The sequence below is a fragment of the Rhodococcus sp. MSC1_016 genome, assembly GCF_023667485.2.
In the GTDB taxonomy this organism is placed as follows: domain Bacteria; phylum Actinomycetota; class Actinomycetes; order Mycobacteriales; family Mycobacteriaceae; genus Rhodococcus_F; species Rhodococcus_F oxybenzonivorans.
Genome location: NZ_JAMOZI020000001.1, coordinates 256278 through 269097 on the forward strand (window position 1 = coordinate 256278; position 12820 = coordinate 269097).

At 67.0% G+C, this 12820-nt stretch carries 11 protein-coding genes; 1 reads left to right on the forward strand and 10 read right to left on the reverse strand.

Annotation, left to right across the window (positions count from 1 at the left end):
- Positions 1–9: 9 nt before the first annotated feature.
- From L1080_RS01195 to L1080_RS01210, 4 genes are all read right to left on the reverse strand, one after another.
- A complete protein-coding gene (locus L1080_RS01195) occupies positions 10–177 on the reverse strand; it encodes a hypothetical protein (RefSeq protein WP_250772084.1) in 168 nt (55 codons plus the stop codon).
- Positions 178–276: 99 nt separating this feature from the next.
- Positions 277–2535, reverse strand: a complete 2259-nt coding sequence (locus tag L1080_RS01200) for a heavy metal translocating P-type ATPase (protein WP_459030158.1) — start codon at positions 2533–2535, stop codon at positions 277–279.
- A 28-nt stretch (positions 2536–2563) separates the two neighbouring features.
- Positions 2564–3511 carry a hypothetical protein gene (locus L1080_RS01205; RefSeq protein WP_459030160.1) on the reverse strand — a complete coding sequence of 316 codons (948 nt, stop codon included), beginning with the start codon at positions 3509–3511 and terminating at the stop codon, positions 2564–2566.
- Between the two features lie 37 nt (positions 3512–3548).
- Positions 3549–3755 (reverse strand): heavy-metal-associated domain-containing protein, encoded by a 207-nt coding sequence (locus L1080_RS01210; protein WP_159924667.1) that lies wholly within the window; start codon positions 3753–3755, stop codon positions 3549–3551.
- 447 nt (positions 3756–4202) lie between these two features.
- Between L1080_RS01210 and L1080_RS01215 the strand changes: the two genes are divergently transcribed.
- Positions 4203–5630: an MFS transporter gene (locus L1080_RS01215; RefSeq protein ID WP_250777786.1), complete on the forward strand. Its 1428-nt coding sequence runs from the start codon at positions 4203–4205 to the stop codon at positions 5628–5630.
- 128 nt (positions 5631–5758) lie between these two features.
- Here L1080_RS01215 and L1080_RS01220 read toward each other — a convergent pair whose 3' ends face one another.
- From L1080_RS01220 to L1080_RS01245, 6 genes are all read right to left on the reverse strand, one after another.
- The gene (locus tag L1080_RS01220) at positions 5759–6595 is read right to left on the reverse strand and encodes a DUF2182 domain-containing protein (RefSeq protein ID WP_250777777.1); all 837 of its coding nucleotides are present in this window, start codon (positions 6593–6595) and stop codon (positions 5759–5761) included.
- 85 nt (positions 6596–6680) lie between these two features.
- Positions 6681–7316: a DUF1326 domain-containing protein gene (locus L1080_RS01225; RefSeq protein WP_250777775.1), complete on the reverse strand. Its 636-nt coding sequence runs from the start codon at positions 7314–7316 to the stop codon at positions 6681–6683.
- 116 nt (positions 7317–7432) lie between these two features.
- Complete coding sequence (locus L1080_RS01230) at positions 7433–7993, reverse strand: hypothetical protein (protein ID WP_250777774.1); 561 nt, start codon at positions 7991–7993, stop codon at positions 7433–7435.
- A 348-nt stretch (positions 7994–8341) separates the two neighbouring features.
- Positions 8342–9013 carry a M23 family metallopeptidase gene (locus tag L1080_RS01235; protein ID WP_250777772.1) on the reverse strand — a complete coding sequence of 224 codons (672 nt, stop codon included), beginning with the start codon at positions 9011–9013 and terminating at the stop codon, positions 8342–8344.
- A gap of 442 nt (positions 9014–9455) precedes the next feature.
- The gene (locus L1080_RS01240; RefSeq protein WP_374436211.1) at positions 9456–10139 is read right to left on the reverse strand and encodes an antitoxin VbhA family protein; all 684 of its coding nucleotides are present in this window, start codon (positions 10137–10139) and stop codon (positions 9456–9458) included.
- 1629 nt (positions 10140–11768) lie between these two features.
- The gene (locus L1080_RS01245; protein ID WP_250777770.1) at positions 11769–12566 is read right to left on the reverse strand and encodes a class I SAM-dependent methyltransferase; all 798 of its coding nucleotides are present in this window, start codon (positions 12564–12566) and stop codon (positions 11769–11771) included.
- Between the last annotated feature and the right edge of the window lie 254 nt (positions 12567–12820).

Sequence of the window (12820 nt, forward strand, 5' to 3'; positions counted from 1 at the left end):
ATCCGAGTGTCATGCCGAGCACCCCCGATTATGCCCGCCCGGGGTATCCGGGGCGGGGTGTGGGCCCTCGACCCGGCGGCCGATCGCCGATGCGGCGCACATCACCGCGCACCGGGCCGCCGCCCGGGTCACGGGGTGTCGGACGATGCGCACCAACGTCGTTGCCACCGTTGCCATGATCTTCTCCTTTCGGGACCGGATTCGGGTTAACCGGCGCGGGGTGGGGCGGGCGGGCACACGCCCACCCCACACGCCTCCTGGATGCGTTGCCTGCGGTTATCTAGTGAGGGACCGGAATCGACGCAGCCGCAGGCTGTTGCTGACCACGAACACCGACGAGAACGCCATCGCCGCACCGGCGAGCATCGGGTTGAGCAGCCCGGCCGCGGCCAGGGGGAGGGCGGCGACGTTGTAGGCGAAGGCCCAGAACAGGTTGCCCTTGATGGTGCCTAACGTCTTGCGGGCCAACCGGATCGCGTCCGCGGCGGCGCGGAGGTCCCCGCGCACCAGCGTCAGGTCACTGGCCTCGATCGCGACGTCGGTGCCGGTGCCCATCGCCAGACCGAGGTCGGCCTGCGCCAGGGCGGCTGCGTCGTTGACACCGTCGCCGACCATTGCGACGACCTTGCCCTGATCCTGCAGCCGTTTGACGACGTCCACCTTGTCGGCGGGCAGCACTTCGGCGATCACCTCGTCGATGCCGACCTGGTCGGCGATCGCGCGGGCGGCGGCGGTGTTGTCGCCGGTGAGCATGATCGGCGTCAGGCCCAGCCTGCGCAGCTGTCCGACCGCCTCGGCCGAGGTGGCCTTGACGGCGTCGGCGACGACGAGCACGGCTCGGGCCTTACCGTCCCAGCCGACTGCGACGGCGGTCTTGCCCTCGGATTCGGCTGCGGTCATGGCCGCTTCGAGATCGGCGGGTAGGTGCTGTGCCCAGTCCGCGAGGAGCCGGGCCCGGCCGACGACAACCGCGTGCTCGTCGATCATGCCCTGCACTCCGAGGCCTTCGATGTTGGTGAACTGCTCCACTTTCGGCAGGGCGCCGACCTTGTCGCGGGCGCCCTTGGCGATGGCCGCGGCGATGGGGTGCTCGGAGGAATCCTCGAGGGCGCCGGCCAGGCGCAGCACCTGCATGGTGTCTTCGCCGTCGGCGGTGATCACATCGAGCAGGGTCATCTTGCCGGTGGTGACGGTGCCGGTCTTGTCGAGCACCACGGTGTCGACGCGGCGGGTCGATTCGAGGACCTCTGGCCCCTTGATCAGGATGCCGAGCTGGGCGCCGCGGCCGGTGCCGACCATCAGTGCGGTCGGGGTGGCCAGGCCGAGGGCGCAGGGGCAGGCGATGATCAGTACGGCGACGGCGGCGGTGAACGCGGCCGCGAGGCCGCCGCCGGTGCCGATCCAGAAACCCAGCGTGGCGACGGACAGGGCGATGACGATCGGGACGAAGATTCCAGAGATCTTGTCGGCCAACCGTTGCGCCTGCGCCTTACCGGTCTGCGCGTCTTCGACGAGTTTCGCCATCTGCGCGAGCTGGGTGTCGGACCCGATGCGGTTGGCGCGCACGGTGATCCGGCCGCCGACGTTGACGGTGGCGCCCACGACCTGGTCGTCGGGTCCGACCTCGACGGGCACGGATTCGCCGGTCAGCATCGACGCGTCCACCGCGGAAGAGCCGTCGGTGACGACACCGTCGGTGGCGATCTTCTCCCCGGGGCGAACGACGAACTCGTCACCGACGGCCAGTTGATCGACAGGGATGCGCTGCTCGACACCGCCGCGTAGCACCGAGACCTCCTTGGCGCCGAGTTCGAGCAGCGCCCGCAGGGCGGCACCGGCGCGCCGCTTGGAGCGGGCCTCGAAGTAGCGGCCGGCGAGGATGAAGGTGGTCACCCCGGCGGCGGCCTCGAGGTAGATGTTGCCGGCCCCGTCGGAGTGGGAGATGGTCAGCTCGAACGGGTGGGTCATGCCGGGCATACCGGCGGTGCCCCAGAACAGCGCATACAGTGACCAGCCCAGGGCGGCGAGGGTGCCCATCGAGATGAGGGTGTCCATCGTGGAGGTGCCGTGCCGCAGGTTGGTGAAGGCGGCCTTGTGGAACGGCCACGCCCCCCACACCACCACCGGGGCCGCGAGGGTGAGCGAAAGCCACTGCCAGTGGGTGAACTGCAGCGCCGGAACCATGGCCATCGCGATCACCGGAACACTGAGCACCAAGGACACGAGCAGGCGTTCACGCAGTGCGGCGGTCGGGTCCGGCTCCGGGGCGGGGCCGGCCGCGGTATCGGCGGCGGGCGGCGCCGGGACCTTGGCGGTGTAGCCGGCCTCCTCGACGGTGGCCACGAGATCCTCGGTCGACACAGCACCGACGTAGTTGACCCGTGCCTTCTCGGTGGCGTAGTTCACCGTGGCGGTGACGCCGTCGAGTTTGTTGAGCTTCTTCTCGATCCGGTTCGCGCACGAGGCGCAGGTCATGCCACCAATTTCGAGCTCGACCCGGCCGTCGGCGGTCGGGTGCTGCGTGACGGAATTCATCGTTCCTCCTCTCCGGTGGTGGTTTTCGTCAGTGTCCGTGCCCGGCGGGCATCGGCTCCGGGGCGGGGGGCACTGCGGCGCCGGAGCTCTGCCCGGCGGTCAGGGTGAATTCGGCGGTCCGCACCACTCCATCGTGCTGGAAGTCCAGGAACAGGCGGTAGTCGCCCGCGCTCGGGGTGGTGACATAGAAGTCGATGCCCGGACCTGGTGCGGTGACACCATCGCCGGGATGGCCGTCCGGGTGCACGTGCAGGTAGCCGAGGTCGGCGGCCCGCAGGGCCACCAGGTGACCGTACGCGCCGAGGTAGGGCTGCAGATCCGTCACCGGCTGCCCGCCGCGGGCCACCGACAGGGTGACCTTCGACGCCTGACCCGGGGTGAGGGTGCCGTCGAGGGTGACGGTGTACCCGTCGACCACGGTGGCTGCGGCAACCGGGGGCAGGGGCTGCGGATCGTAGGAACCGGCGACCTGCAGGTCGGCGCCCAGGGTCACGCCGTCACCGCCGGCGGGGGTGAAGTCGGCGAACACCCGGTACGCCCCGGCGCGGGTCAGATCGAGCGGAACGGACCAAGTTCCGGCGGCGTCGAGTACCGGGTGCACGTGCTGGTATCCGGTCAGGTCGCGGCGCACCGCGATCAGATGTAGTTGCTTGTCGTGGCTCTCCACGTAGCGGGTGACGGGTGCTCCGTCGGCGCCCAGGATGCGGAACCGCAGTGGCACGTCAGCGCCGGTGGGAACCTGCGCCGTGTCCAATGCCAGGGTGTATCCGCTGTCGGTGACCATCAGTCCTCCAGGTGTTTGTTCGGCGACCGGTGCGCCCGTAATCGAACCGGGTCCGGCGTCGTGGGTTGCGGTGTCGTGTGTGTCGGCCGGTGCGGGCACCTCGGGGCCGAAGGCGGCCCCGGCCCCGAGGGCGAGTGCGAAGACCGCGGCCAGGCCGACGGTGAATCCGGCGAACTTCGACGATGCGTTCATCGTGGGAATCTCCTGTCCGGGTCTGGGTGTCGTCCGGTCAGCCGGCGAGCTGGTAGCCGGCCTCGTCGACTGCCCGGGCGAGCGATGCCTTCTCGATCGGGGAGTCGGAGTCGATTACGACCCGGCCGCTGGCGAGGTCGACGTCTACGGCGGTCACGCCGGGGATGTTGCCGATCTCTTCGCGGACCGAGGAAACGCAGTGCCCGCAGGTCATTCCGGTGACGGTGACGGTGGTGGTGCTCATCGATGTCCTTCTTTCTTCGATTCGTTCGCCAGGTGCGATCGGGGTGCCGCGACCCATCTACAGATTTACCATACCCCCCTATGGTATGCAAGGCGGTAAGGGTCAGGACATGCACTCACCGGGTCTATACCCCCGGGGCGTGTTTTCGAGATGTCGGTCGTGAGGCCGTGGGGATCTGGGAGGTGCTCACTTTCGGCGACTTGGTAAGAATCACTCCTTGTGCTCGACACTATACCCCCCTAAGGTATCTGTAGTCACAGAGGAGTAGCGCGGAATCCAGGAGGACAGCGATGTGCACAGAAGGTGGCAACCAAACCGAAAGATCCAGCTATTCAGAGCTATTCGCGATCGACCGGGGGCTGGGGCTTCGATGTTGCGGGTAGGTCGACCCCCGCGCTCGTCATCGTCCATCTCACACATACCCCGTACCCGTAAGGAATGATTGTCATGTCTACGCAGGCTTCATCCACACGCAAGTGGTGGGCGCTGGCGTTGATCGCCGCAGCCCAATTCATGGTCATCATGGACACTTCCATCATCGGCATCGCGCTACCGGAAATGCAGACCGACCTCGGTTTCTCCCAGGAGAACCTGACCTGGGTGTTCAACGCCTACGTCATCGCCTTCGGTGGACTGCTTCTGCTCGGCGGACGCCTGTCCGACCTGTGGGGCGCCAAACGCATCTTCGCCACCGGCTGGGTGGTTCTGCTCGCCGGATCGATCACCGCCGGCGCCGCCGGGAACGTCGGCACCGAACTGGCCGGACGCGCCATCCAGGGCGCCGGGGCCGCACTGATCGCACCCTCGGCACTGACGCTGCTGATGATGCTGTTCGGTTCCAACCAACAGGAATTGACCAAGGCCCTCGCCGTCTACGGTGCCGCCGCACCCGCCGGCGGTACCGCCGGTGTGTTCCTCGGCGGAATGATCACCGAATATCTCAGCTGGCCGTGGGTTTTCTACATCAACATTCCCATCGCCCTGATCGCCCTCGCCGCGACACCGCTGCTGATGCCCAACGCCCCCGCCCGATCCGGATCGATCGACATTCTCGGCGCACTGACCGTCACCGCCGGACTGGCGCTCGCCGTCTACTCCATCGTCCGGGCTCCCGAGGTCGGCTGGGGCTCCGGTCAAACCTGGGGATACCTCACCGCGTCCGCGGTGCTGCTGGCCGCGTTCGTCCTGATCCAGTTCCGGCGCCGTGACCCCCTCATGCGCTTGGGAATCTTCGCCGCCCCCAACCTCGCCGCCGCGAACATCGCCCAGCTGCTGCTCGGTGCGGCGTGGATCCCGATGTGGTTCTTCCTGAACCTGTACCTGCAGCAGGTGTTGGGGTACAGCGCCTTCCCCGCCGGCGCAGCACTCCTTCCGATGACGACACTGATCATGCTCGGCATGATCGTCATCGCGCCGCGGGCTATGCAGCGGTTCGGGGCGAAACCGATGATCGTGACCGGTTTGATCGTTCTTGCGATCGGGCTGGGGTGGATGGCACTGGTCCGGCCCACCGGTAATTTCTGGGTCGACGTGCTTCCGGCTTCCCTCGTTGCCGCAGCGGGTATGTCGCTCGCCTTCATTCCCTCCCTCGGCACGGCGATCTCCGCCGCACGGCCCGAAGAGGGCGGATTGGCGTCGGGCATCGTCAACGTCAGCTACCAGGTCGGCTCGGCACTCGGCCTGGCAACCATGACCGCCGTCGCCGCCTCGTTCGGCGCCAACCAGATCGGTAACCTCCCGGAGTTGACGAACGGGTTCTCCGCCGCGTTCCTCGGCGCCGCCGTCATCGCCCTGGCCGGGGCTGGCGTCACTGCGGTGTCGATGCGCACACCGACGACGCAACCGGACCTCACGACGGAGGCTGCGCTGAACTGACGGCCGCAACCGCTCTGGTGGGATTCGGGCACCGTCCGAATCCCACCGGCGACGTCTCGTGGGTCGGTCTGCGGTCGATCTGGCTTAGTCATCGAGTGCACCGATCCCGCCGGGGATCGGTGCATCGGTCACATGCCCGACATCGGCGAGGACATATCCGGCATGGGGGACAGCGACTGCAGCAGCGCGGGGTGGACGAGGACGGCGACCCCGAGCAGGGCGACCGCGGTCCCGACCACCCGGGTGAGCGCGACCGAATGGCGGGAGTTCTTTTCGGCCAGGAAGATTACGGCGATCGCCGCCATCCAGGTCAGGTTCATCAACCCGACGACGAGAAGGACCGCCATCAACGCCCAGCAGCAGCCCAAGCAATAGAGCCCATGCGAGGCACCCGCGCGGAAGGTGCCCCGCAGACCGGTTCCGAAGTCGTGGGTGGCGAGGAAGGTCAGCGGGGTGCGGCAGGCCCGCAGGCACGCCTGCTTCCACCGGGTGAACTGGTACCCGCCGGCGATGACCAGCACACCACCGGCCGCGACCTCGACCCACGTTGAGCCGTGCGAGATCCGGCGGAAGCCGAGCAGCACCGCCAGCGGAACGACCCCGACAGCCGACCACACCGCCAGGTAGCCCGCAGCGAAGGTGACCGTCGGGGCGATTCCGCGGGCCTGCCGGCGCATGACCAGGCGGTGCAGCAAGACGATCGGGGCGATCGTCGGAAACATCATCGCCACCATCATCGTTGTCCACATGGCGAGAAAGACGGCGGCACCCATGTCGAAGGGCATGGCCGTACCGACCCACGCGAAACCTTGAACCATCGATTCCATGCCGTCCGCAGTAGCGATGGTGCGCCACCACGCCACCCCGGCAAGGGCGAGCAGAATCCCCACCGTGGCGAGCGTCGCACGGCGTTCGAGGGCGCTGTAGGCCATCCGGGGAGTGTCCATCTTCGGGGGCTGACTCATCGGCACTCCTCCGTCACACTCCACCGCCTCGCCCGGGCGAGCTGGGCCGCACCACCGCCGTCGTATCGTGGTGTACTGCCGCGAGTCAGAACTTGCCGGCCGCTCCGGCGGGCGCCATCCGGTTCTCGCTGGACCACTCGACGCGCGAGTAGTACGCGTTGTTGCCCGGATGCTCGAATGTCACTCCGTCGGCGTCGAGCCGCAGCACCGAGGTAGTGCCGATCTGACCGTCCTGGAAGATGAACCCATCCTTGAGGACCATGTGGGGTTCGTGCTTCTCCCCGGTCACCGGGTTTGTGAAGCTCTGCATCTGAACGACCAATTTGTCGCCGACCTGGATTCGGGAATCGGTGTCCCGGTCGTCGATCTCGATCGTCTCGAAGAACGGACCATGAATCTCGCTGACGGTCGCGGCGAGGATCTCCCAGGGCAAACCGGGATCCTCGGCGGTGAGAATCGGCAGCAGGGCCTGTCGCTGCTCGGGGGTCGCGTCGATGAACAGGGCCATTGTTCCGTTGCCTTCGTGGATGGCGCCGGGCCATTTCACCGCGCTCGCGACCTTTGCCCCGGCCAGATCGACGCCGTCGCGTTCACCTCCGGTGACCTCGAATCCGACCACACCGTCACAGTTTCCGTGGGTGGGAAAGCCGCTCATGTTGCACGGGCACCCAAGGTCGCAGTTGCAGGCCTCGTAGTAGTTCGCCGAGATTCGCCAGGCCATGTCTCTCACTCCTCGTCGCTGAATCGTTTCGCTAGGTCATCATGCGCAGCCCCCGTGGGTGCCCCCGCAATTCATCCGTTCAGCGCACAGCCGACAGCCCCAAATCGAGCCGGTATCTACCCATGCTCCCACTTCGCTACCACGCGAACAACGATCCGGGAAGCGGGCGCGGATAACGTCCACGTACGCGGACAGGGACGGGCCTCAGAGGTCGAGGAAGCGGCGGATTCGCGGGACGACGGCGGCGGCGAAGCCGTCCGCAACGCGTCGAACGACACGGTCCGCGCGAGGGTCGCATACGGGATGGTCGCGCTCATGCGTTCGGCGAATGCGGCCGGGTGACGCTCATCGGCGCCGGGGACGATGAGCACCGGAACCTCGATCACACCGAGTTCGTCGAGCGTGCGAAACGAGCGGGCACGCCCAATGGCGGCCGCTGCGGCGACGCTCCCCGGGTTGGCGCGCGGTATCGCAGAGCGCACCAGGTTCCCGATCAACGGTTGCAGGTGGGGAAGGAACAACTCCCACGCCGCTTCGATACCCTCCGTGCGCACCCGCTCGGCAAAGCGGTCCATTAGCGCGGTCTCGGCCAACTTGGCGTCGTCGTCCTCGATATCCTCGGCACTGACAACCACGACAGTTCGCACTCGTGCGGGGAAGGCCAGAGCGACGCGCAAGGACGATGGTGCCGCCCAGTCCGGTCCCACCGACCACCGCCTCCGGTACGCCGAGATGGTCGAGTAGGGCGATCACGTCGGCGGCGCAGCGACTCCATGTGTGCAAAGCCGGATCCCGGCACACCGAGCTGCCGTACTCCCGCACATCCGGAACAACAGCGGTGAACCGGTCCGCGAGACGATTCGCCATCGGCAGCAAGCTGTGATGATCCGGACCGCCGCCGCGCAGCAGTACGCTTTCCCGGCGACCGCATCGAACGAAACCGGTTGTCCTGCAATTCCTATTGCGCGCGCAGCGTGGTAACGGCGCGGCGGCATAGTTGGGAACTGACTACCGCCGGGCGGGTTCTAGTCGGTTCCCCAGGTCGCCGAGACGCCGCGGTCGCGCAGCCATTGGCTCGGGTTGAGCCGGTTGCCGCCCGCGTCCAACACCTCGAAGTGCAGGTGCGGACCGGTCGACTGACCACGGTTGCCGACGGTGGCGATCTGCTGACCCGCCGCGACCCGCTGGCCGACGTTGACGATGAACTCGTTGATGTGGCCGTAGACGGTGACGGCGCCGTCGTCGTGGCGCACCCGCACCCACAACCCGAACCCGGAGGCCGGGCCCGCGGAGATGACCTCACCGTCGGCTGCGGACTGGATCGGGGTGCCGATCGGGGCCGCGATGTCGATGCCGCCGTGGTGTGCGCCCCAGCGGGGGCCGTAGCCGGAGGACAGCGTGCCGGATACCGGCTGCACGGTGCGGGCCTTGAGCGGAGCGGGGGTGCCCTGGTTGACCGGCCCGAGCACGCCGGGCGAGGGCGGGGCGGCCGGGATGTCGGGCAGCTCGATCGCGGGTAGGTGAACACCGGCGGGCAGCAGGCCCGGCGGGATCTCGAGCGGGCGGGCGGCCGCGGACGCGGCGCCGAACTGCGCGCCGCCGATCAGAATGGCGCCGGTCGCAGCGGCGACAGTCGCGATCTTCAGGCGGCCGGTGATGGAATGAGAACGGTGTGCCGTCCTGCGGTGCTTCGCCACGGTGTCTTACCTCGTCTTTGTTTGGCTAGGCGCGCGCTCCTGAGTTTCGCGGCCTCGGACCCCCGTCGAGAAGGAAAGTAACAAAACGGTATCGACTGCGCCATCGTGACCCAATCGATACTCAAATATGATCTTGCTCGAATACGTCCACGTCAGCGGCCTGGAGTGGCTCAGCGCCGCCAGACCACGACAACGGGATTACCGTCCCGCATACATCGTTGAGCAGTGCAGCGCAGGGCGACGGAAAGCAGTACTGACCTCGGTATTTGCGAGTCAGCGAGCGGTGCGGGGGCCCGGCGCGGCGACACCCCGCGACACGGCGTCCGGCCGCGTCATGGCGCAGCGCAAGCAGACACGCCGCCAGGATTCATAATGTGATGAACGCCACAGTGATGTCTGGTCCAAGGGTGGGTCGTGAATCATCTGTCGCGGTTTCATGTGTTCACCGAGGTGACCGACTGCGACGCAGCGATTCCAGGCGGGCTAGCGTCGGCGACGATGGGGGTGGGGATGTCGAGGACGTGCTACGAATCGCGCCGACGCGGCCCGAACCGGTGGGGCGCCGCCGAGGTCCTTCACCTGGGCGCCGAGCGTTTTGGTGCATCACCTGGCCCGCTCGTCTCCCGGAGAGCAGCTGGCGGGAGCTGCGGTTGGTGGCGATGTTCATGATTGCCACAGCCGGGCAACTCCGCGGACTGTTGCAACAACTGGTCAGGCTAGTTGGCAGAATTTCCATTACCGGCTCGCGAAACTCGCTGGGGGAGCGGTCTTTTAGCCCAGCGGCCTGGAGAGTTGAGCGTCTGAGCTCGGCGCTGCGCCACAAAGAGAACCGCGGATCGCCTTGGTTGAACAGGTGCGCAGCGTGCGGTGATCGGAAGGCGGAGAGAAATGCAAGTCCCCAGACCTGGCGGCCGTCACGTCCAGGCAGTTGCGGTCGTCTGACGCCGGGCGGCATGAGCCGCTGCCGATACTCCGCCCGGTCGATCGCCCCGCGGGCACGATCGGTCAGATTCTCGAGGTTCTCACAGTTCGGGGTCCAGCCCTCGTGCCACGCACTCGCCGAAGATTGCGCCAGTGCGCGGCGCGCCGCTGGGTCTTGTGGAGCGGCGCGAACAACTCCGGCCAACGATCCTCGACATCGAAATCCCGGGACACGTTTTGGCTGCCGGGAGCTTCACTGCGAGTCACGAACTCTGCCTTCACTGCGATACAAGGCCCATTTTGCCAGCCAAACAACCGTAAGCAGGGAACGTCTCGTTGCTGCCTGGCCAGGGAATGCCGGCAATTGCGCAACTATATGAGTCTGCGGGTCGGATTCAGCTTCGTGGGATGCGCAGTGTGGCAGTGCGGCACTCGCGGGTGGCCAGCTTCTCCTGGAGTTGGCAGCGCACGGCCTGAGTGAATCCGATCCCACATGGCGCAGGTAGCGACGGACCCCCGTCTCGTCGTAGGCCAGAGGATGAGACGACCCTGCTCCGCTGGACGACCGCGCCCGGGAATCCGGCCGATGGGTGACCCACCCGGTTGAACACCGCGCCATCCGGTCATCCACGAGAAGGGTTCGGGTCGGCCATCGCCGTGGGCTGACTATGACAGCGCAGAGCTGGCGAAACTACGCCCATGGTCGTTGCAGCCGCGCGGTCGGACGGTGGCGCGTTTGATGCGTGCCACAGGGGGTACCGGATCCCCTCCCGAGGGTGCCTAGTTCTTTCCGTTGTCCCCCATGAGACTTGAAGGACAACAACCGAACAAGGACCAAGAGAATTTGATTACCAGGACAGCAGTAAAAGCCGTGACCGCCGGATTGCTCGTCGCCGCCGGATTGGTCGCCAGCCAAACCTCGATTGCCAACGCAGACCCTATTTCTGGGACGACCCCGCCGGTGACCTGCACTTATGCTGGGACAACCTACAGCGTCGGCGCGAAGGTCTACCACCCGGACGGGACTTACCAGCTGTGCCGATCAGACGGCACATGGCTTTTCCAGACTCCGCCCGTGACCGGGAAGCCCGGAATTGGATCAGCGCAGGTAGCCCCACCCGCTCGCTCTTTCTCGTAGTGCCGCGCCGTTACCCCGCCCCCGAACCCATTTCAGGTCGGGGGCGGGCTTGTGTGGAATAGTCCGCTGCCCGCGCGGCAAGTATTGCGAATTCCACGAGTCGGTAGCGGAGTGGGGTGAGGCGGCAGCAAATTGTCGAGATCAGTCGACTCTGAACAGCACTTCGAAATCGTCGATAACAAAAGCTGACCGCGACCTGGCGGCGCAGCATCGCCGATGGGCGCACCACATTCATGCGGCGTTGCAGACGGCCGAACGAGGGCCGCCCATCGGCTCCCAACGCGACGACCTCCCCGTCCAGACCACCCTTCGGCGGCCACCGAAAGCGTCCGCCAAGGCCACGACCAGTTCCGGATACGACGACGTCACCACATTCAGATTCCGGGACCACAGAACCGGATCACCGCGACCGGATCACCGCGGCCACCGGCCGAGGCCAGCAGTCGGCAGCCGTAACTTGATCTCCGCCGCCCACAACCCACTCGATTCACCCTCGGGGGAGCGCCCAGAGTCGTCAACATCGGCGCAATCAGCCCCCGGTCGGCACCGCTCATCCGCTGATTGTCCGCCCGCCGAGCCGTTATCCGTGGCGATTCACTTCCTGCACGACAATGAAGCCGATGGCTTTCCGTCGCCTGGGCAGTGGTCATGGAGCTGGTCGACTCGCCCATCCCTCTGGGCAGGCGCGTGCTGCGTTCAGGCCGCGAGGAAGACGTACGCCATCATCGGAGCGGTGACCGGCCCCGGGCCCAGCCGGGCCGTCATCTCCTCGATGACGGTGGCCCGGATGGCCGGTCCGTCGCCGCGCTCTTCGACGGCCGCGCGCACCGGTGTCCCGCTGAGGTACCCGGTGGCAAGGTCAGCGGTCGACGCTGCCCGGCCCTGAAGTGTCAGCTCCTGCTCGTACTCGACGGCGAACCCGGCGGCCGCCAGATCAGCGGCCACGACAGCGGGGTCGGCGTAGCCGTGCGGAACCGTCTGGAAGGACAGTGGCGGATCCACCGGAAAGGCTCGCTCCAGCCCGGCCTGCAGCGCGACTTCGAAGCCGTGCATCCCGAGCGGGCCCCAGGTGTTGAACAGGAACCGGCCGCCTGGGGCCAGCACCCGGCGGACCTCGGTGAAGGCCTCGATGCGGTCGGGAAAAAACATCACGCCGAACTGGCAGACCACCAGGTCGAAGCCTCCGCCGCGAAAGGGCAGCCGCTGCGCGTCGGCCTGCCGCCACACCGCTCCGGGGACCCGGGTCGACCCGAAAGCGACCATGGCCTCGTTCAGGTCGGTGGCCGTCACCTCGGCCGAGGGTGCCGCTGCGAGCAGGTCCGCTGTCAACACGCCAGTCCCCGCCGCGAGTTCGAGGATTCGCCGAGGGTGGAGTGCCGCCGCCCGGGCGGTCAGGTCCTCGGCGAAGGGCCGGAAGACCACCGGCACGAGGTACTGCTCATAAGCCGCCGGCATGGATTCTGACCACCGACGGTCGGCATTGATTACTGTCACCTCCTGAAGGTAGCGCCGCGTCAGGAAATGTCCTCCCTTTCCGCGCCGCCGTGCACCCTGGAGCTAGACGCACCTGACAAGTGGCAGGGCAAACATTCTCTGACACGGCACTAGAAGCGGCGTAGCCGCGTCTAGCTATCTGAATTGGAAGGAAGAGGCAAGCCATCTGACCACCGGCAGCGCGCATGCAGAAGTCGGCTGCTATGAGCGGTCACCGCGGGGGCCGTTGCACCCTCGTGGCGATCATAGTGATC

Bases quoted from the DNA above. Each gene is read 5' to 3' on its own strand.
- L1080_RS01200 (WP_459030158.1), bottom strand. From the start codon at position 2,535: ATGAATTCCGTCACGCAGCACCCGACCGCCGACGGCCGGGTCGAGCTC.
- L1080_RS01205 (WP_459030160.1), bottom strand. From the start codon at position 3,511: ATGAACGCATCGTCGAAGTTCGCCGGATTCACCGTCGGCCTGGCCGCG.
- L1080_RS01220 (WP_250777777.1), bottom strand. From the start codon at position 6,595: ATGAGTCAGCCCCCGAAGATGGACACTCCCCGGATGGCCTACAGCGCC.
- L1080_RS01195 (WP_250772084.1), bottom strand. From the start codon at position 177: ATGGCAACGGTGGCAACGACGTTGGTGCGCATCGTCCGACACCCCGTG.
- L1080_RS01210 (WP_159924667.1), bottom strand. From the start codon at position 3,755: ATGAGCACCACCACCGTCACCGTCACCGGAATGACCTGCGGGCACTGC.
- L1080_RS01215 (WP_250777786.1), top strand. From the start codon at position 4,203: ATGTCTACGCAGGCTTCATCCACACGCAAGTGGTGGGCGCTGGCGTTG.
- L1080_RS01225 (WP_250777775.1), bottom strand. From the start codon at position 7,316: ATGGCCTGGCGAATCTCGGCGAACTACTACGAGGCCTGCAACTGCGAC.